The organism is Pedobacter psychrodurus (assembly GCF_004331735.1).
Lineage (GTDB): Bacteria > Bacteroidota > Bacteroidia > Sphingobacteriales > Sphingobacteriaceae > Pedobacter > Pedobacter psychrodurus.
Genome location: NZ_SJSO01000015.1, coordinates 124,270 through 145,761, shown reverse-complemented (window position 1 = coordinate 145,761; position 21,492 = coordinate 124,270). Strand labels below are relative to the sequence as shown.

The 21,492-nt window shown below is 37.8% G+C and carries 13 protein-coding genes, 1 tRNA gene and 1 other RNA gene; 8 read left to right on the top strand and 7 right to left on the bottom strand.

The window, feature by feature from the left end:
* Window positions 1-237: ISAon1 family transposase N-terminal region protein (locus tag EZ456_RS17320; RefSeq protein WP_131532281.1), on the bottom strand; the 237-nt coding region annotated here is incomplete at its 3' end.
* A 175-nt stretch (window positions 238-412) separates the two neighbouring features.
* A tRNA-Lys gene (locus tag EZ456_RS17315) sits at window positions 413-485 on the bottom strand.
* 184 nt (window positions 486-669) lie between these two features.
* Here EZ456_RS17315 and EZ456_RS17310 point away from each other — a divergent pair.
* The 3 genes from EZ456_RS17310 (at window position 670) to EZ456_RS17300 (ending at window position 3,831) form a co-directional block, all read left to right on the top strand.
* A complete protein-coding gene (locus EZ456_RS17310; RefSeq protein WP_131532280.1) occupies window positions 670-1,791 on the top strand; it encodes a formylglycine-generating enzyme family protein in 1,122 nt (373 codons plus the stop codon).
* 103 nt (window positions 1,792-1,894) lie between these two features.
* Window positions 1,895-3,181, top strand: coding sequence for a sugar MFS transporter (locus EZ456_RS17305; RefSeq protein ID WP_131532278.1), 1,287 nt, complete (start codon window positions 1,895-1,897; stop codon window positions 3,179-3,181).
* A gap of 143 nt (window positions 3,182-3,324) precedes the next feature.
* Complete coding sequence (locus tag EZ456_RS17300) at window positions 3,325-3,831, top strand: D-glycero-alpha-D-manno-heptose-1,7-bisphosphate 7-phosphatase (protein WP_131532276.1); 507 nt, start codon at window positions 3,325-3,327, stop codon at window positions 3,829-3,831.
* Between the two features lie 782 nt (window positions 3,832-4,613).
* Here the strand turns inward: EZ456_RS17300 and fsa are convergent.
* Window positions 4,614-5,273 carry a fructose-6-phosphate aldolase gene (gene fsa / locus EZ456_RS17295; RefSeq protein WP_131532274.1) on the bottom strand — a complete coding sequence of 220 codons (660 nt, stop codon included), beginning with the start codon at window positions 5,271-5,273 and terminating at the stop codon, window positions 4,614-4,616.
* 86 nt (window positions 5,274-5,359) lie between these two features.
* Window positions 5,360-5,459, bottom strand: an RNA gene (gene ffs, locus EZ456_RS17290) — signal recognition particle sRNA small type.
* 423 nt (window positions 5,460-5,882) lie between these two features.
* On the opposite strand from ffs, the gene gltB reads away from it, so the two are divergent.
* The 3 genes from gltB (at window position 5,883) to EZ456_RS17275 (ending at window position 13,137) form a co-directional block, all read left to right on the top strand.
* The gene (gene gltB / locus EZ456_RS17285) at window positions 5,883-10,382 is read left to right on the top strand and encodes a glutamate synthase large subunit (protein WP_131532272.1); all 4,500 of its coding nucleotides are present in this window, start codon (window positions 5,883-5,885) and stop codon (window positions 10,380-10,382) included.
* 3 nt (window positions 10,383-10,385) lie between these two features.
* On the top strand, window positions 10,386-11,852 hold the full coding sequence (locus EZ456_RS17280) for a glutamate synthase subunit beta (protein WP_131532270.1): 1,467 nt from the start codon (window positions 10,386-10,388) through the stop codon (window positions 11,850-11,852).
* Window positions 11,853-12,579: 727 nt separating this feature from the next.
* Complete coding sequence (locus tag EZ456_RS17275) at window positions 12,580-13,137, top strand: REP-associated tyrosine transposase (protein ID WP_131532268.1); 558 nt, start codon at window positions 12,580-12,582, stop codon at window positions 13,135-13,137.
* 81 nt (window positions 13,138-13,218) lie between these two features.
* On the opposite strand, the gene EZ456_RS17270 is transcribed toward EZ456_RS17275, so the two are convergent.
* On the bottom strand, window positions 13,219-14,421 hold the full coding sequence (locus tag EZ456_RS17270) for a DUF763 domain-containing protein (RefSeq protein ID WP_131532266.1): 1,203 nt from the start codon (window positions 14,419-14,421) through the stop codon (window positions 13,219-13,221).
* 341 nt (window positions 14,422-14,762) lie between these two features.
* On the opposite strand from EZ456_RS17270, the gene EZ456_RS17265 reads away from it, so the two are divergent.
* Window positions 14,763-15,866 (top strand): metallophosphoesterase, encoded by a 1,104-nt coding sequence (locus EZ456_RS17265; protein ID WP_131532264.1) that lies wholly within the window; start codon window positions 14,763-14,765, stop codon window positions 15,864-15,866.
* Here EZ456_RS17265 and EZ456_RS17260 read toward each other — a convergent pair.
* Entirely contained in the window at window positions 15,852-16,943 is a 1,092-nt protein-coding gene (locus tag EZ456_RS17260) for a sensor histidine kinase (RefSeq protein WP_131532263.1), read from the bottom strand. The genes EZ456_RS17265 and EZ456_RS17260 overlap by 15 nt on opposite strands.
* Before the next feature lie 157 nt (window positions 16,944-17,100).
* Between EZ456_RS17260 and EZ456_RS17255 the strand changes: the two genes are divergently transcribed.
* Complete coding sequence (locus tag EZ456_RS17255; RefSeq protein WP_131532262.1) at window positions 17,101-18,567, top strand: glycoside hydrolase family 130 protein; 1,467 nt, start codon at window positions 17,101-17,103, stop codon at window positions 18,565-18,567.
* A gap of 528 nt (window positions 18,568-19,095) precedes the next feature.
* Here the strand turns inward: EZ456_RS17255 and EZ456_RS17250 are convergent.
* Entirely contained in the window at window positions 19,096-21,366 is a 2,271-nt protein-coding gene (locus EZ456_RS17250) for a glycosyltransferase family 4 protein (protein ID WP_131532261.1), read from the bottom strand.
* Between the last annotated feature and the right edge of the window lie 126 nt (window positions 21,367-21,492).

The window sequence follows — 21,492 nt, the reverse complement described above, 5'->3', positions numbered from 1 at the left end:
CCACTTACGTCGCTTCACTTTCAAAAAACAAGGCTTGCCACGTAAGGGAAAGTCTCGAACGGTAATTTCATCGAAAAAGCCTTTAGAAATCAATTTCTCACCTGAATACTCCTCAGGGTGAATGTTTTTTTCTAAAAGATAAATATGATAAGAGCCTTCAGAAAGTTCAAACTTATCAAGTTCAAAGTATTCGGTTAAGCCTTCAGGAAGTATAAAAGATAGTATCGAGGTGTCCAAAATAATAATGTTGAACAAAATTAAATAAAATTCTCAAATCCCCAACTTTTTTGCTTGATCCCGAATCACTCACCAAAGTTTTGTGAATTCGTGCGAATTTTGGCAATTCCCTAAAAGTAAAACCCCTGCTAATCGTGCGATTGCAGGGGTTTATACATTTTGATAGTCTTTGGTGTGATCCCGCTGGGATTCGAACCCAGGACCACTACATTAAAAGTGTAATGCTCTACCAGCTGAGCTACGGAATCTACTTTGTTTAAAAACGTTATCTGTTTCCTTTAAAGTGGTGCAAATATAGGGTTATAGAGTGTTTCCTGCAAATAAAAAATTGCGAAACGCGTTAGTGTATTGATTTATAGGCGAATTAATTATTTAGCTTCTCTTTTTTAAACTTAATTGATATTTTTATCGCTCCTAATTTAATATTATCCTATGCATAAATCACTTCTTGCCTTACTTTTTTTGCAGACACTCTCCATATTATCTTGCCAATCCAATAAAGCCAAAGAAGAAGAACAGGCTAAACACAAGCAAGATTCATTAGCCTCATGCGAAAAAAACATGCCAAGTCGTTTTGGTGCGGTAAAAGATTCTTCAAGTTTCGCTTCCAATAATAAAGTAAGTCATGAAGGCATGATTTTAATTCCTGCCGGCGAGTTTGCCATGGGTGCTTCAGATAAAGAAGGTAGAGATGACGAATACCCTCAACACCAGGTTAAAGTCTCTACTTTCTGGATTGATGCTACTGAAGTAACCAATGCCAGTTTTAAAAAGTTTGTAGATGCAACCGGATACCTTACTACTGCCGAACGTAAACCCGATTGGGAAGAAATGAAAAAACAGCTTCCGGCAGGTACGCCAAAACCGCCTGACAGTGTGTTTGTGGCAGCATCTTTGGTTTTCTATCAGCCTAAAAGTGTTACCTCTTTAAACGATGCTTCGCAATGGTGGCGTTGGGTTAAAGGCGCCGATTGGAAACATCCTCAAGGCCCAAACAGCAATATTAAAGGAAAAGAAAACTTTCCGGTAGTACATGTATCCTGGGATGATGCCATGGCCTATTGTAAATGGTCGGGTAAACGTTTACCAACAGAAGCGGAGTGGGAGTATGCTGCAAGAGGTGCTTTGAAAAATGAAAAATACCCCTGGGGGAATGAAGATATAGAAAAAGGTAAAGTAAAAGCCAATACCTGGCAGGGGAGCTTTCCGGTTAAAAACACCAATTGGGATGGTTTTAATGGCTTAGCCGAAGTGAAAAAATTTAAGCCGAATGGTTATGGGCTTTATGATATGGCGGGCAACGTATGGGAGTGGTGCAGCGATTGGTACCGCCCAGAATATTACAGTACGCTTTCAGGGTTGAGCAACAATCCTAAAGGTCCGTCAGACAGCTACGATCCTATGGAGCCAACCGTACCTAAAAAAGTGGTAAGGGGCGGTTCTTTTATGTGTAATGCCTCTTATTGCAAAGGTTACCGCGTAACTTCGAGAATGAAAACTTCTGTTGATACAGGCTTAGAACATACAGGTTTTAGGTGCGTGAGCTCAAATTAACGATATAATCTGTTAAAGTTAAAATCGCGCAAACGTTTGATTTATATAATATTAAAATATTTGTTTAGTTTGGTCCTATCAAATTAAACCGAACCAAAACTTTATGCAACAAACAACAAACTCGGGCCGAACGCAAGGGCCTAAACCACTTATTATTATTTGTGCCCTATTCTTTATTTTTGGCTTTGTAACCTGGGCAAACGGAACATTAATTCCCTTCTTTAAATTATCTTTCGGCTTATCAAACTTACAGGCATTCTTTGTAACCTTTGCATCGTACATGGCTTACTTCTTTTTAGCACTGCCATCATCGTGGATACTGAAGAAAGTTGGCTTTAAAAATGGAATTGTTTTAGGTTTAGTAATTTTAGGCTTAGGTTCTTTAATATTTATACCTGCGGCTCAAACCAGAACTTTTGGTTTGTTTTTAACCGGAATTTTTGTTCAGGGTGCAGCATTGGCTTTGCTCCAAACCGCATCAAACCCTTACTTAACCATTATCGGCCCAATAGAAAGTGCTGCAAAACGCATCAGCATTGCGGGTATCTGTAATAAATTTGCTGGAATGATTGTGCCTTTGATTATGGGGAGTCTGTTTTTGAAAAATGCTTCAGAAGTGGAAAAACAGATCAAAGCGGCTACTGGCGCTGTTCACGAGCAATTATTAAATGATGTTTTGGGCCGAGTAAATATGCCCTACATTGTTTTAGCTATCGTTTTCTGCCTTTTTGCAATTTTTATTAAATTCACTAACCTTCCAGAAGTTGAGGTAGAAGAAGATGCGATCGACGAATCCAAAGGAGAAGTAGTAAAACATACAAGCATTTTTCAGTTCCCACACTTATTCCTGGGTGCACTTTGTATTTTTGTATATGTAGGCGCAGAGGTTATGGCTGGTGATATTATCGGTATTTACGGTCGCGAGTTGGGTATTAGCGCAGAGATTAGCGGAAAATTAACTTCTATTACGCTTTTCAGTATGTTAATAGGTTATATTATTGGTATCATTACGATTCCAAAATATATCTCTCAACAAAAAGCACTTAGAATTTGTGCTATTTTAGGAATCATATTTACCATTTTATCTTTTGCTATCTCAAGCTGGTTCGCTGTAATTTTCGTAGCCTTATTGGGTTTAGCCAATTCGTTAATGTGGCCGGCAATTTTCCCATTAGGTATTAGCCACTTAGGCAAATTCACCAAAATCGGTTCAGCCATTATGATTATGGGTATTGCAGGTGGTGCTTTAATGCCATTATTGTACGCTTTCTTAAATGAAAAATTGCATGTCAACTTTCAATTGGCATATCTTTTAACTGTATTACCATGTTACTTGTACATTCTGTATTTTGCGATAAAAGGCCACAAAGCAGGATTGAATTTAAAATAACCAAAACCAAATAAATTTTTATGATTAAGCCCGATCTTTAATTAGATTGGGCTTTCTTTTGCGGTTAATTTTCAGTTATTTTGGCGAAATTATAAACGAGGTCTGAATCTCATATCTCATATCACAATACTCATATCTCAATAATGAATAAAGCTATTTTTCTCGATCGTGATGGTGTACTCAATCACGAAATATATGATTACATCTGCCGTGTTGAAGATTTTAAAATCTTAGATTACCAAATTCCGGTATTAAAAAAACTATTCGAAGAAGGTTATCTTTTGATTGTAATTACCAATCAGGGCGGTATTGCCTTAAAACGTTATACAGAACAAGAACTGGCCATTATGCACCAAATGCTTCGCAATGCTTTTATAGCCAAAGGAGCCGATATTGCTGGTTTTTATTATTGCCCACACCACCCAACTGTTGGTGGAGAATGCAAATGCAGAAAACCTGCTTCGGGAATGATCCTGGATGCAATTGATATGTACGATATCGACCCGGCACAATCTATTATGATCGGCGATAAACCAAGAGATGTTGAAGCTGCAAATGGGGCAGGAGTGAAGGGCATTCTGATTGAGCCAGATGAGCAGATTAGCTACGAGAAAATAAAGGAAGTCCTTAGTCGTGAGTCTTTAGTGTAAAGTAAAATGGAATAGGGAAGACGGAAGATGTAGTTTACAACTCAACCTTTATCCATCTTACATCATCCATGATAATGATTTGGGCGTTTTAACACACTGTACACTATATCTTTTTGGCTGTGCTTCGATTACGTTACCAATGACAGATTCTAAAAATCGTTCGTCATTCCCGCGCAGGCGGGAATCTTAATGCAACCTACAAACCCGTACAAAGGCATTAAGATTCCCAATCAAGTTGGGAATGACGATACCCCGTATCTTGTCATCCCAACTCCTTTGTTTTTTCTAAAACTGACCTCTCATGATAACAGCCAAAAAGGATGCCGTTTCCATCGTTAACGCAGAATAATGCGATGACTTACGAAGTTTAGAAAGGGAAGGAGCGGATGAATAACTTCGTAAGTCAGAAGCTTCTGAAATCCTATTACGCTTTTCCCCACCTAATACTTACGAAATCCTTCCAAGCGCATGCCCATTGAGATTTCGTAAGATGCCCTGGCCACCTAGACCTGATTGAAATGGCATTCCGGTATTAGAGTAATTTATCTTTCCTGAAAAATTACCGGAATATAATGGAAAGCAGGGCTGCTTAAACCGATAAGCACTGTTTATGCTCTCTAAAATAAGATGTAAAATGGAAGACGGATGATGGAATCTGAAATTAGCCCATCATCCATTACACCTCTTACATTTCCATAAAACAAAAAAGTCCTAAGTTAAATAATAACTTAGGACTTTTGTATGCGCCTGGAACTCAACACTCCAAGCTCAATGCTCAAAACTTATTTACCCGCTGCTTTAGCATGGTCAGCTAAAAATGTGGCTAAACCGCTATCGGTTAGTGGGTGTTTTAATAAACCAACAATAGCAGCCAATGGTGCAGTAATTACATCAGCGCCTAATTTTGCACAGTTTACAATATGCAATGGTCCGCGGATTGATGCAGCTAAAATCTGAGTTTCGTAACCGTAGTTATCAAAAATAGTTCTGATATCTTCGATTAAAACCAGGCCATCGCTAGAAATATCATCTAAACGGCCCAAAAATGGAGAAACATAAGTAGCGCCAGCTTTGGCAGCTAATAAAGCCTGTCCGGCAGAGAAAATTAAAGTACAGTTTGTTTTAATTCCTTTTGATGAGAAATATTTAATGGCTTTAACACCATCTTTAATCATCGGAACTTTAACTACGATTTTTGGGTTTAAAGCTGCTAAAGCTTCACCTTCTTTAATAATTTCATCGAAAGTAGTTGCAATAACTTCAGCACTCACGTTATCATCAACGATATCGCATATTGCTTTATAATGTTTGATTACATTTTCTTCGCCTGTAATACCTTCTTTAGCCATTAAGCTAGGATTAGTAGTTACGCCATCTAAAATGCCAAGATCTTGCGCTTCTTTGATTTGATCAAGATTCGCTGTGTCAATAAAAAATTTCATGGTTATAAATTCTTAAATATTTGAGTTTCTATGATTGAACCCTGAAGAATTTAATTCCCCCTTCAGGGGATTAAGGGAAAAGAAAAAAAGGGCAAGCACCTTCTATCGCACCGCTACAACCTTCTACCCTTGCTGTGTTCCCACCCTGGGGGAGTTCAAAGGGAGCTGGTCGTAAAAGACTTGCCCGGCCACAAAGGTAGAAAAAGAAGTTGTTTCGCGAAATGCATTATTGTATTTTTTTTCTCTTTTAGGCTATGTGGCTGATTAGTAAATTAATAAAATTTAAATGTGTATTTTTAGATGATAGAAGAAAATACGACATAAGTAATATATAAGGTGCTTGTATTTGTATATAAATTAAATATTCATGAATAAATCAATAATTAAAACGATTTAGGCAGGAAATTAGCGGAAAAAGCGAGTTTATTGTATAATATTACCATTATAAATATGATAATTATTAATCGATATCATTATCATTTTTTCAATACAAAGACTTTAAATTACATAAGGACTAAAATTTTTCTAAAAATCGTGTCAACTCTGTAATTTAAAATTTGTTTTTCGTATCTTAGTGTTTCCTATACACTAACAACTAACGAGCAAAGAATGGAACCAAACAGTGGATTGTACGATGCGCAATTTGAACACGATGCCTGCGGTATTGGGTTCGTTGCACATGTGAAAGGGCGAAAATCGCATCAAATCATCTCTGATGCACTTACTATTTTAGAGAATCTAGATCATAGAGGGGCATGTGGAGCAGAACCAAATACAGGCGATGGTGCAGGTATTATGATTCAGATTCCTCACGAATTTTTTTACGACGAATGTTTAAAAGCTGGCTTTAGCCTACCAGAAACCAATAATTATGGTGTAGGTATGTTATTTATGCCAAAGGATATCAGATCGAGAGAAGAGTGCAGAGAATTGATTTACCGTGCCGCCGAAAAACTTGGCCTAGAAATTTTAGGTTTTAGAAAAGTTGATGTGGACACCACAGATATTGGCAATATGGCCCTTTCTGTTGAACCAGAAATTGAGCAAGTATTTATTGCCCGTCCTTATGCAGTAGCACCAGGAGCAGATTTCGAACGTAAACTTTATATTTTTAAAAATTACCTGATTAAACTGATCGTAAACACCGTTCACGGTGGTAAAGATTTTTATATCGTTTCGCTTTCTGCGCAAACCATTATATATAAAGGTCAGCTTACTTCTTTACAGGTACGTACATATTTCACCGATCTAACCGATAAGCGCATGGTTTCTGCTTTAGGTTTAGTTCACTCACGTTTTGCAACCAATACTTTCCCTTCATGGAGGTTGGCCCAGCCATTCCGCTTTATTGCACACAATGGTGAGATCAACACTTTACAAGGAAATTTAAACTGGTTTAGAGCCGGCGTTAAGTCTTTTGCTTCGGCTTACTTTACGCCGGAAGAATTAGATATGTTATTGCCTGTAATTGATGAAACCAATTCAGATTCAGGCTGTTTAGATAATGTTATTGAATTGTTACTTCACTCTGGAAGAACCCTGCCTCATGTATTAATGATGTTGGTACCAGAGGCATGGGATGGCAACGAAGATATGGATCCTGTTAAAAGGGCATTTTACGAATTCCATGCTACTTTAATGGAGCCATGGGATGGACCTGCAGCGATTGCTTTTACTGATGGTAAATTAATCGGCGCTACTTTAGATCGTAATGGTCTTCGCCCGTCTCGTTATGCCATTACTTCTGATGACCGTGTAATTATGGGCTCTGAGGCTGGTGCATTAGCCATCGATCAAAGTACTGTAATCGAAAAAGGTCGTTTAACGCCTGGCAAAATGTTCGTTGTAGACATGGAGCAAGGTAGAATTATCAGCGATAACGAAATTAAAGAAGAAGTTTGTGGTAAAAGCCCTTATGCCGATTGGATTAACCAATATCAAATCCGTTTGGAGGAATTACCTGAACCACGTGTAATGTTCACTGGCTTATCTACTGAATCTATTTTTAAATATCAACAGGTTTTTGGTTACAGCAGGGAAGATGTAGATCTTTTGCTTAAACCAATGGCGATTGAAGGTAAAGAACCAATCGGTTCGATGGGTACCGATACGCCATTGGCTATTTTATCAAAACGTCCTCAGCATTTATCATCTTATTTTAAGCAGTTATTTGCACAGGTAACCAACCCACCAATCGACCCGATCAGGGAGAAAGTGGTAATGAGTTTGGCCAGTTTTATGGGGAGCATGGGTAACTTGCTGGAAGAAACACCAAAACAAGCACACTGTGTAGCCATTAAACACCCCATCTTAACCAATCAGGAATTAGAGAAATTAAGAAGTATTGATACAGGGGTTTTCCAGGCGAAAACTTTACAGACTTATTTCAGGGCTGATGGCAAGCCAGGCGCTATGGCAAAAGCCTTAGACCGTTTGTGCCGTTATGCAGTTGATGCCGTTGAAGATGGTTTCCAGGTAATTGTATTAACCGATAGAGCTATTGACTCTGAGCATGCTGCAATGCCTTCTTTATTGGCGGTTTCTGCTGTACACCATCACTTAATCCGCAAAGGATACCGTGGTGCTGTGGGTATTGTAGTAGAGGCTGGTGATATTTGGGAAGTACATCATTTCGCAACATTACTGGGCTTTGGTGTTACTGCGATTAACCCTTACCTGGCTTTGGAAACTATTAATGAGTTTAAAGAAGAATCGGCTTTATCAGCAGAACAGCTTACTAAGAACTATATCTACGCAGTAAATAGCGGTTTACTTAAAATTTTCTCAAAAATGGGAATCTCAACCTTGCAATCATACCAAGGTGCGCAGATTTTCGAGATTTTAGGTTTAAATAAACAAGTAGTAAACACTTATTTCACTGGTGCAGTTTCGCGTATTGGTGGCTTAGGATTGGATGAAATTGCAAAAGAAACGTTAATTAAACATCACCGCAGTTTTGGCCCGTTAACGCAAACCGAAAACTTGTTGCCAGCAGGTGGAACTTATAAATTCCGTCGTAAAGGTGAAGCGCATTTGTTTAACCCGCAAACCATTCACTTGTTGCAAAATGCAACCCGTAAAAACGATTACAATATTTTTAAACAGTACTCTAAATTGGTTAATGAGCAAACTCAACAAGCTTATACCATTCGTGGATTGTTCGAATTTAACTATAGCCGCCCTTCTGTACCTTTAAATGAAGTAGAATCTACCGAGGCAATCTTAAAAAGATTTGCTACTGGTGCGATGTCGTTTGGTTCAATTTCTCATGAGGCACACTCTACTTTAGCCATTGCCATGAATCGCATCGGTGGAAAGAGCAATACCGGAGAGGGTGGTGAAGATGAAATGCGTTATACCAAATTGCCAAATGGCGATAGTATGCGTTCTGCAATTAAACAAGTTGCTTCTGCACGTTTTGGTGTAACCAGTTACTACTTAACCAATGCTGATGAGCTACAGATTAAAATGGCTCAGGGTGCTAAACCAGGAGAAGGTGGTCAATTACCAGGACATAAAGTGGATGATTGGATTGCAAAAGTTCGTCACTCTACACCAGGGGTTGGTTTAATTTCTCCTCCGCCTCACCACGATATTTATTCGATCGAAGATTTAGCGCAGTTAATTTTCGATTTAAAAAATGCTAACCGTGCAGCTCGGATCAATGTGAAATTGGTTTCTAAAGCTGGCGTAGGTACCATTGCTGCTGGTGTGGCTAAGGCACATGCCGATGTTATTTTGGTATCAGGTTTTGATGGTGGAACGGGAGCTTCTCCTTTAACTTCTATCCAACACGCTGGTTTACCTTGGGAGTTAGGCTTAGCAGAAGCGCACCAAACTTTGGTGAAAAACAAACTGCGTAACCGTATCGTGTTACAAACAGATGGTCAGCTTAAAACAGGTAGAGATATTGCTATTGCAGCATTATTAGGTGCCGAAGAATGGGGTGTTGCTACAGCAGCCCTGGTAACTTCGGGATGTATTATGATGCGTAAATGCCACTTAAATACTTGTCCGGTTGGTGTTGCTACACAAGATCCGGAATTAAGAAAACTATTTACTGGTGATGCAGATCATGTGGTCAACTTATTTTATTTCCTTGCTGAAGAATTACGTGAGATTATGGCTGAATTAGGTTTCAGAACCATCCACGAAATGATTGGTCAGGCAGATATTCTAAAAGCGCGCGAATTGCCAGCTGAAGATTGGAAATTGAAACACCTTGATTTATCGGCCATATTATATAAAGCTGAAGACAATGGCTTGCCTTTATTTAACACTGAAGGTCAGGATCATGGTTTAGATCATGTTTTAGATCATAAATTAATTGCTGCAGCACAACCTGCTATTGATAATAACGAACCAGTTTTTGCTAGTTTCGATGTTAAAAATACCGACCGTGCACTGGGTACCATGTTATCGAATGAAATCTCGAAAGTTCATTTAGGAGCTGGCTTACCTCCAGATACGATCAACTTTAAATTTGTAGGTTCAGCCGGACAGAGTTTCGGTGCTTTTAATACCCGTGGGGTAACATTATCACTAGAAGGTGAAGCGAACGATTACGTAGGTAAAGGATTATCGGGAGCAAGATTGGCTATTTATCCTTTCTCAAACTCAACCTTTATCCCTGAACAAAATATCATTATCGGTAACGTTGCCCTTTATGGCGCAACTTCGGGTGAGTTATTTGCCCGCGGTAAGGCTGGCGAACGTTTCGCAGTACGTAACTCTGGTGCAACAGCTGTTGTTGAAGGAGTGGGCGATCACGGTTGTGAATACATGACAGGTGGTGAAGTGCTGATTCTTGGTGATACCGGAAGCAATTTCGCTGCTGGTATGAGTGGTGGTGTGGCCTGGATTTATGACGCTAATGGAACTTTTGCACGCAAATGCAATAAAGAAATGGTCGATTTAGATCCGCTACAAGCTGAAGATGAAGAGCGTATTCTAGCTTTACTTAAAACGCATATCCGCTTAACAGACAGTAGAGTAGCTGAGTTTATCTTAAGCGACTGGAAAACTCAATCTGCTCATTTCGTAAAAGTATTCCCTAAAGAATACAAAGCAGTTTTAAGCAAACGTAATCAACAAGTAAAAACACACTAGGCCATGGGAAAAGTAACAGGATTTCAAGAATACGATAGAGTTGCGCCCACTAAAGAAGAGGCTGCAACACGTGTAAAACACTACGGGGAATTTTTAAACGAATTGCCTTCCAAAGAATTAAATAACCAGGCTGCCCGTTGTATGGATTGCGGCGTTCCTTTCTGTCAATCGGGTTGCCCTTTAGGTAACGTGATTCCAGAGTTTAACGATGCCGTTTATCAGGGAAAATGGGAATTAGCTGCCAATATTTTATTAAGCACCAATAATTTCCCTGAATTTACAGGTAGAATTTGCCCTGCACCATGCGAATCAGCATGTGTTTTAGGCATCAACCGTCCGCCAGTTTCTATCGAGGAAATTGAAAAACACATTATCGAAATTGCTTTCGAAAAAGGATTTATCAAAGCAAAAGCACCATTAATCAGAACCGGTAAAAAAGTTGCTGTAATTGGTTCAGGTCCTGCAGGCTTAGCGGCTGCTGCTCAGTTAAATAAAGTTGGACATGAAGTTACCGTTTTCGAACGTGATGATGCTCCAGGTGGTTTACTCAGGTATGGTATCCCTGATTTTAAACTGCAGAAAAATGTAGTAGATCGCCGTATCGATTTAATGAAAGAAGAAGGCATTATTTTTAAATGTAATGCCAATGTAGGTGAGAATGTTGAAATAGGTACTTTGTTACGCGATTTTAGTGCGATTGTATTGGCTGGTGGTTCAACTATCCCACGCGATTTACCAATTGATGGCCGTTCGGCTAAAGGTGTGCATTTTGCAATGGATTTCTTGAAACAACAAAATAAACGTGTAGCGAGCAGACCTGTTGAAGTGGAAGATATTATGGCTACAGGTAAAAATGTAATCGTAATTGGTGGTGGCGATACCGGATCAGACTGTATTGGTACTTCAAACCGTCACGGCGCGAAATCAGTTATGCAGTTCGAAATTATGCCGATGCCGCCACAGGCACGTAACGAACATATGCCTTGGCCAAATTACCCAATGTTGCTAAAAAATACTTCTTCTCACGAGGAAGGTGCACAAAGGGCTTGGTCGGTAAATACGAAAAACTTTATTGCTGATGAAAAAGGAAACCTTAAAGCATTAAAAGTAGTTGATGTGGAATGGGAAATTGATGCAAATGGACGTCCGGTTACTTTTAAAGAAGTGGCTGGTACCGAAAGAGATCTTCCATGCGAACTGGTACTTTTAGCAATGGGTTTCTTACATCCTCAAAAAGAAGGTTTAATTGAGAAATTAGGCGTGGAATTAGATAACCGCGGAAACGTAAAGGCATCTGAACACACCTACCAAACCAATATTGCAAAGATTTTTGCCGCAGGTGATGTTCGCCGTGGACAATCATTAGTAGTTTGGGCCATTTCAGAAGGTAGAGAAGCTGCCCGTAAGGTAGACGAATACTTAATGGGAACAACTAAACTGGCATCGAAAGATGCTGTTGCATACGCTTAGTAGGTTTTAAATTCTATATTTTTTGGGTCGTGGTGCAAACCACGACCTTTTTTGTTTTTATGCGATCGTCATACTGATCCGATAGCTATCGGATTTGTTTCAGTATCTGTCATGCTGTTCAATCCCATTTCTGTCCGTAGATTTAAGCGCAGCGTCTCTACGGACCTGAGAATAAAAACGAGTTTATAACTCAACAATAAAAGACGAGTCAAAGACTCTTATCCATTCTTTAATCCGTAGAGCTGTTGGAACTCTACGAATAGCTCTAACACCTGTCAATAAAACCGAGTTTATAACTCAACACTAAAAAACGAGTCAGAGACTCTTATCCATTCTTTAATCCGTAGAGCCCGTTGGAACTCTACGGATAGCTCTAACCCTGCGAATAAAACCGAGTTTATAGCTGAACTTAAAGATTGACTCAGAGACTCTTATCCTGCATATAATCAGTAGCATCATTTCTGTCCGTAGAGTTAAGCGCAGCGTCTCTACGGACCTGCGAATAAAAACGAGTTTATAACTCAACAATAAAAAACGAGTCAGAGACTCTTATCCATTCTTTAATCCGTAGAGCCCGTTGGAACTCTACGGATAGCTCTAACCCTGCGAATAAAACCGAGTTTATAGCTGAACTTAAAGATTGACTCAGAGACTCTTATCCTGCATATAATCAGTAGCATCATTTAAGAGGCTATAAATATCTTAATCTTAAAGCTTATATTGGTATATGGGAGAAAATGGTTATCAAATAAAAGATCAGCAAGCTATATATTTTATAACATTTGCTACAGTACAATGGGTAGATGTATTCACCAGAAAGGAATATTCGGATATTATTGTAGAAAGCTTAAATTATTGCCAAAAGAATAAAGGTTTAAAAATTCATGCCTGGTGTATTATGAGCAATCATCTACATTTGATTTTGTCGGTAGATGAAAATAATAATTTGTCTGGTGCATTGAGAGATTTTAAAAAGTTTACTTCAAGTAACGTTATTAAAGCAATCAAAACTAATAATCACGAAAGTAGACGAAGTTGGATGCTTTGGATATTTAAAAAAGCTGGTGAAGAAAATAGAAGAAACAAAGATTATCAGTTTTGGCAGCAGGAAAATCATCCGGTCGAACTTTCTACAAATGAAATGATGGATCAAAGACTTAATTATTTACACGAAAACCCAGTCAGATCTGGAGCAGTTAGAAATGCAGAAGAATACGTTTATTCTTCCGCAATTGATTATTACACGACGGAAAAAGGATTAATAGAAGTAGATTTCATAGTATAATTAGGGATAGGATGGCTGGCCAGAGAATCTTTTCATTCTGCAATCCGCAAGCTTTGGAATGTTAAGTAAAACAAATCCAACTTAAAACAACTTCAATTGCTCATCTCTTGGTGGCTTTTCTTTCCCAAAAACAGTTCTGCCGCCATATTTCCAGCTTTCAGCACGTTCTTTTTGAATCACCTTTTCAAAATCCATATTTGGAACAAAGTCTTTTTCTGCATTACGGGCAATTTGATGCAGTGATTTTATCGCTTGCTGCTTATCCGTATTTCCAATCTTCGCTTTTTCAATTGCTTTTTGCAAAACACTTATCGTTTCATCATAAACGTTTACCGGCACAGGGAAGGGATGACCATCCTTGCCACCATGTGCAAAAGAATAACGGGCAGGATCAGTAAATCGGGAAGGTGTACCATAAATTACCTCACTCACTAAAGCCATCGATTGTAACGTTCTTGGGCCCATACCTTCGAGTAATAATAATTCCTCAAAATTACTCGGTTGCTTTTCCTGTGCCAGCCACAAAATACTTCCTAAACGTTTTAGATCTACATCTTTTGATTTTACCTCATGGTGATTGGGCAGGACCAATCTTTGTATTTCACTAAGCATCCGCGTTGGCGATTCGGTTGTAATGCCCATAATGCTCTGCCTTGTTTTATCAGCATCATTAGCCGTTAGGTTTAAGATCTTGCCTTGATTAATGCCACAGATACCCGCATGAGGTTCTTCGACAAAAGATTTTAAATTCTCAGAATGCCAGTGGTATCTTCTTGCTGTCGAGCTGCTATCGCTCATACCTTGTTGTACCACTGCCCAATCGCCTTCGTTGCTTAAAATAAAACTATGAAGATACAATTGAAAACCATCTTGAACGGCCGTGTTATCTACTTTTGCGCTGAGTTTACTGGCGCGAACCAGCGCTGTTCCATTTAGCCCTGTTTTATCGGCAATTTTTAAAAGTTCATTTGGAGTTTCTCTGCTGTGTTTTCCTTTGCCGCCACAAATGTAAATGCCCAACTCTTTTGATAAGGGATTAATCGATTTCTTCAAAGCGCCCATTACTGAGGTGGTAATTCCTGAAGAATGCCAATCCATACCCATTACAGCACCTAAACTCTGAAACCAAAAAGGACTACTTAATCGGCGTATTACTTCTGCTTTACCATATTCTAATAATATCGCTTCCGTTATAGCCAAGCCAAGTGTAGCCATACGCTGCGCCAGCCATGGTGGTACATGGCCGTAATGGAGGGGTAAATCTGCGCTTCCTGATCTTTTCAATACTAACAAATTTAGTAAAATACTTACAGAAAAGCAAAAGCTTCTAATTGTCATTCTGAATGTAATGAAGAATCTTTAAAGAAGTCGAGTTGCAGATTAGGGTATTATTCAGTTAAATCTGTAATAGCATTTTATCACCGAAATATAGGAGGCAGGGCTTAATTCACTTAACTTCTTATCCTAAGTAATGAAGATCATTCCTGAAAAGGTTTGGGGTTCTATGTTTTATAGGCTAGAGATTCTTCATTGCATTCAGAATGACAGTTACGATGAAACAAACGATTCACGATATTTTTTGTTATTTTGAGAAACAATAATACTAGCGAAGGCTCATTTTATACATGCGAAAATTCTTACAACGTTTATTTAGTGCCTGGATTATTCGCATGTCGAATAAGTTTGGTTCAAGGCCCAACCGTAAACGCATCCATGCTGCTTTAAATAAACTTTACAAAACCATCAATGCAACACCTGGCAAACGCGGACTTATTTTTGATGTTGCCGATACTGATAAATTTATCATTTTATCAGATCAGCATAAAGGCGCCCGCGATTATGCCGATGATTTTACTTTAGCTGAAAAGAATTACCTAAAGGCACTCGAATATTACAATCAGCAAGATTTCCATTATATAAATTTGGGCGATAGCGAGGAACTTTGGGAGAATTTGCTAGAATCTGTAATTAAACACAATAAGGATACTTTCGAAGCAGAAAAAGCTTTTATTTCAAAAAACCATTTCACAAAGATATTTGGTAACCACGATTTATATTGGGATAATGATCCATTAGCGGGATTTAACCTCAATAGAATATACGGAACTAAAATCCGCATTTATGAAGGGGCAATCTTAAGAATGCCTGTGGGTGGAAGTAAACTTGATATTTTCTTAACCCACGGCCATCAGGGCGATTTACAGAGCGATGGAAACTGGTTTAGCAAATGGTTTGTGAGTACAGTTTGGGCACCACTGCAATCGTACCTTCAAATTAACCCGAATACACCAGCATACAGCAATCAGCTAAAGACAGCGCATAATGCACTAATGTACAATTGGGTAGCTACAAAAAAGAACATAGCTTTAATTACCGGACATACACACCAACCAGTTTTCGCATCATTAACACATCTGGAAAGGATTTATATAAAACTGAATAAAGCCAAAAAAGAAAACAATACTGATGATCTTACTCTTTTAAATGCAGAGCTTCGTAAACTGATAAAAGAAGGAGAAAAAGAGCCAAACTTTGGCAAATATAAACCAGGCTACTTTAATAGTGGTTGTTGTTGTTTTAGTGATGGCGATATGACTGGTATCGAAATCGATAATGGCTTTATAAGACTAATAAAATGGTCATACCATAGAAATGCTATTCCAGAAAGAATTTTGCTCGAGGAAATGAAACTCAGCGAATTATTGGATTTAGACTTATTTAATGGGTAATGCAACGTAAAATGTTGTACCCAAATCTTTTCCATCGCTTTCTACCCATAACTTTCCCTTATGTATGTCCACTAATGCATTTACGGTGATTAGCCCCAAACCATAGTTATTCTCATGCTGTGTAGTTACAGCAGTTAATGTAGCGAATTTTAAGAAAATTTTATCAAGATCTTCTTCTGTCAAACCCACGCCGTTATCTTTTACCAGAATAGTTACTTCATTTTCTTCGGTTTGATGTGATATTTTAATTTCCCTTCCTTTTGGAGAAAATTTAATGGCATTGTCAAGTAATTGGCTAAAAATGACCTTAAGTTTGTCAGCATCAGCAAAAATTTCTAGCGGAGCTTCAATATCGATCAAAACGGTTTGGTTTTTCTGTTTAAGCGCTAAATCTAAATTAAGCGTTACATCTTCGAGCACTTCTTTCAGGTCAACTTTTGCTTTTTTGGGCTTAAATGAATGGGCTTCCTTACGGGCAGAAATCAACAGGCCGTTCAGATTTTCAATTATCTTTTTAGATTGCGTATTGATCTTATCCGCAATTAAGCTTGCCCTTTCATCAACGCCAGGAATCCGTCCCAATAGTTCAGATTGTAAAGAAATTGTAGTCATGGGATTTTTAAGGTCGTGAACAAGCACATGTAAACGATCATCATAAGCCCTGAAAGTTCTTCTGATCGAAATTCTGGATTCAAGTTTCTCCGTTACCATATCTGCTAATAGCCCTAACATTTTAAGTTGCTGTAGCGTAGCCTCTTTAAATTTGATAGCTGCAACGTAAATCAGACCAAGTTCATAACCTTCAGGTGACTTGATTGAAGTGGAAGCAAAAAAAGTAAATGCATCATTTTTTAAGGGTAACTCGATTGATGATCCCACTTGAGATTTCATAAACATGTCTCCATCTGTCTGAAAACTGATGCCTGCATTCGGTACATCGAATATCTCAGCAGCTAATTGTGCAATCTGATCAAAAGCACTTTCTGCAGGTGTATTTAAAATCTCATAGTATCTCAATTTCCCTAAACGCAAGGTTTCATCTGGTGGAATCATGTGATCTGCTTTTTCGTAATGCATTTAAGGTTTCATTCTCTTAAAAGGGTGAATAACTAAAGGTAAAAATTATGCGCAAATACTGTAGATAATATAAACAATTAAGTCGTAAATTTCGTTAATATAAAGTCGGAAGACACAGGGCGGAAAGCCTTAAATTACAATCAAAATAGCTTAAATAATGAGATTATACATAGAACGTAAACCTGTTAAGGTTAACCCAGATACTAAAAGAGTTATTGCACGTTTTTTTTTTAACGGAGAGGAGAGGGCATTAGAAGTAATCAGGAAGGTTTTAGAGTTTTCAGATGAAAAAGTTTTTTCGCTGATATCGCCCATATTACAGGAATATTCGAAAAGGCATCGAAATATTACTAAAATTTTAACCCGCCATTGCAAAAAATTAAAAAAGCAGTTTATTACGCTTGGTACTGAAATAGAGGATTTGAATGAATATACCAGGCTGCTTATTGGCGCATATTTTACTCACGAATACTCTATTGAATCTGCTGCCTTTTTCAATCCGAGTATTGTAGACGACCCAGATCAGACCGACCTGGTAGAAGGCGAAAAACGGGTAATCATCAGTTTTAGGGCAGTTGGCGAAGGCCACATTTCTTCTATTGTTTTCCGTCGTGCTTTAATTGATAAAAACAATAATATTCAGGTTTTGCCAGTTGGAAATTATGTTGATGAAGCGGAAGTGGTAAAAAATGCCATTTACGTGAAGAAATTATTCCTAAAGAAAGCAGCTTACGCACAGATTGATCCCTCTGTACTAGAAGAAATTGAATCAAAACTGGATGATAAATTTGAATATACCAGTTTGAGTAATATTATTAAAGATTCTAAAAGTATACACAAAGATAATCCTTCCCGTTTAATCGAATACGATAAAATACTGTGGTTATCAGACACTTACCATACCATAACCTTTTCTAAAGATACCGATATTTCTGATCGTGTAATTTTTCCGATTTCAGAATTTGAGCGTAAAGGGATTGAAGACGCACGTTTTGTTAAGTTTATTAAAGATGATGGCAAAGTACTTTACTACGCTACATATACTGCTTTCGACGGTTCCTTAATTATTCCCAAACTAGTACAAACCGAAGATTTCTATGAGTTTAAGGTAATTCCACTATATGGCGATGGTGCGCAAAATAAAAATCTGGCATTATTTCCACGAAAAATAAAAGGCAAGTACGTCATGATGAGTAGGATAGACGGCTGGAACAATTACCTGATGTTTTCTGACAAAGTTAATGTTTGGGAAAATCCAATCCTTTTAAAACAACCGCGTTATGATTGGGAATTGGTACAAATTGGCAATTGCGGATCTCCAATTGAAACCGATAAAGGATGGATTGTAATTACACACGGCGTAGGTCCCATGCGCAGGTATTGTATTGGCGTAAGCCTGCTGGATCTTGATGATCCAAGCAAAGAAATCGGTCATTTGAAAGAACCATTGATTATTCCTAATAATGATGAACGTGAGGGCTATGTTCCAAATGTGGTATACTCCTGCGGATCGATTATCAGTAATGGGGAATTAATTATTCCTTATGGTTTATCTGATTACAGTTCTTCGTTTGCTAGTGTAAACCTGGAATTGTTGTTGGCTAAATTGCTGGATAATAATTAAAATAGAGCTTTCATGAGGCTGTGTCATAAATTGTGGTTCCATTCGAAGTTGTCACGTTGTCCAAAGGACTCCTACGGAGAGCTTGTCGAAACGCTTTGGGAGCCATTAAACAGATCCTTCAACAAGCTACCATTGACAGACCCCCAGTAGAAAAATCGTCATCTAGACCGAAGCAAAGCGAAGTGGAGAGATCTTTGAACTATGTTACCTATATGTTTAAAGATTTCTCCATTACGCTACCGATGAAAAATCGGTAAGCTTCAGTCGAAATGACGATATTATTTCTCTTAAATTCTCCTGTCATTTATATTGATTTTTATGCAAAAAATTATCCCTCAGGATGACAACTCTATATTTATAATAGCCTTGTTTTCTTGAAATTATATTCCGAAGCAAGAAGCAATCTCATTTTATAGATTAATCGTAAAAATAAGATTGCTTCGTCGTTCCTTCTCGCAATGATGATCAATAAAAAAAGGCTGGTTCATTTCTGAACCAGCCTTTTATATTTCCAAGACAATTTAACTTCTAGTTACATTTATCAACTTCCACTAAGGGAGAAGATAGCGTTTCATATTCCGCTTCTGCGGCCTTTAATATGGCCAAATGGGAGATGAAATAGGCCAAGGTACTCTCCGCACCTTGATTCCTATTCACACTGTTAAACTGTAGTCCATCCGCACAGCCATGTGTTTCAAAATCGTACAAAGGAATATGCAAGCTATTTTTCCCTAAAAACCACTCATAGCTGGTATGCATTAAATTTAAATATTTATCATCTTTAGTCACCTCGAAGGTTTTAGCATAGAGTAAAACCATTGCCATCGTTTCTATAGCCTGTTGGTCATATACAGGATTTTTACCATGTTTTTTCATCCATCCTGCATTGCCAACAGGATTTAGATATCCATTTTCGAAAGAAAAGCTATTTAAAAATTCAATACTTTCCATGGCAATTTTATAGGATGTCGTATTCCCGGTAACTTCGTAATGATGAAGCAAAGCCAAAGGAAGTATTGCATTATCGTAAGTAAGAATATCTTCAAACCAATGCCAATCGCCATCCTTATTGTCTTTATATGATGCCATTAATGAATTGGCTAGCATATTGATTTCTTTTGTAATTAACTCATCACCAGGATGGGCACACAGGTAATAGGATAGACCAATAATGGTATTTGCTTTTCCACGGAGATATTTTAATTCTTTAAAATGTGGAATAGAATGTGAAAATAATTCCCTGCCAAATTCACGGTAAGAATTGTTGGGTGCACTGCAAACTAAATAGCCCAATGACCAGATGGTACGGCCAAAAGAATCTTCTGAGCCTATTTCATCCAAATAATTGCGGTTAAAACTCAGGAAATTCCTAAAATTTCCATCATCCGTTTGCATATATTGAATAAAGCTGAGATATACAGGCATGAACTTTAAAGCTTTAGGATTTTTATCCTGCTCGATAGCCATTAACGCCATAATTAAAGCTCTGGCATTATCATCAATACAATAGCCTTCCTTCAAATTTGGAATACCAAAACGGGCATGCTGAATGATTCCGGTATCATCTGTCAACAATGAAATATGGTTTAAGTTAAGTACGGGCATACCTTCAACATCAATAATGGGAGGCGTAACTCTTACTGTTTTTTTTCCTTCAGCCAAAGCTTCATTCAATACGTTAAGATAAACACTTCCAATTGCTGGCCAGCGAAGGTTTAATCCATATTCGTAAGCATTCTGCTTCAGTTTTTGGTATTTATCGTTATCACTTAAAAGTTCATTTACAATGGTTGCCAGTTGCGCGTCATTTTTGAAATCAAAAAGCCGACCTCTGTTATCGGCCAAAAGTTCCTGCGCATGCCAATATGGGGTAGAAACTACTGCTGCACCAGCACCAACCGCATAAGACAAGGTACCACTGGTAATTTGTGCTTCATTTAAATAAGGTGTAATGTATAAATAACAAGCTGTTAAATATTGATGCAATTCTTCTTCAGATACAAACTTATTAACGAAAGCAATATTATTTTCAACGCCTAAATCTTTCGCCAATGCTTTTAAACTATCACGATATTCTTCACCATTATGTTTTACCACGCCAGGATGAGTATTGCCCAAAATCACATATAAAACATCAGGATGTTGTGCTACGATTTTAGGTAAAGCTTTAATCACCGTTTCTAAACCTTTATTTCTACTAATTAAACCAAAAGTAAAGAGCACCTTTCGATCTGTAAAAAGTTCACTTTGTGCAATTTCGTTATTGTATATAGGCTCTAGATCTGGAACACCATGCTCTATTAATTTGATTGAAGCCTTAGGAATTTGGTAAATACTGGTCAAAAATAAGACTGCTTTTTTACTCATCACCACTATTTTGGATGATTTAACTGCAAGTTCTTTAATAATGGTCTGCTGCATGAAATTCGGTTCTTTTAAAACCGTATGCAAAATGGTAATGAATGGTTTTTTTAATCTATTAATTAAAGACAATAAGAACACGCCGCTGTTGCCACCATATATGCCAAATTCATGCTCAATGATACAACTATCTACATCACTGTTGTTGATAAAATCTGCAGCATCAATATAATCTTTTTGATTTTGTTGACGGATGACAAATTTTACTTCGTTTGGGTAATCGTGTTCATTAACATCATCCGATTCATTTAAGGCAACAACAAAACTTTTCTGTGAATTATAATCAGGATTTAAGCTTAAAGCATTAACCAAATTCTGATTAAATGTTGCTAAACCGCATTCACGAGGAGGATAGGTTGAAATATAGGCGATTTTCATATGTATTTCAAATAGGGTTGATACCTAAATAACATTGTATTATCTAAATAGTTTGTGATTTCCTCAATTTAGGCTTAATAAACCCAAAACAATCTGTTTTAGGTGCTTGTTAGTAAGTAAATATGC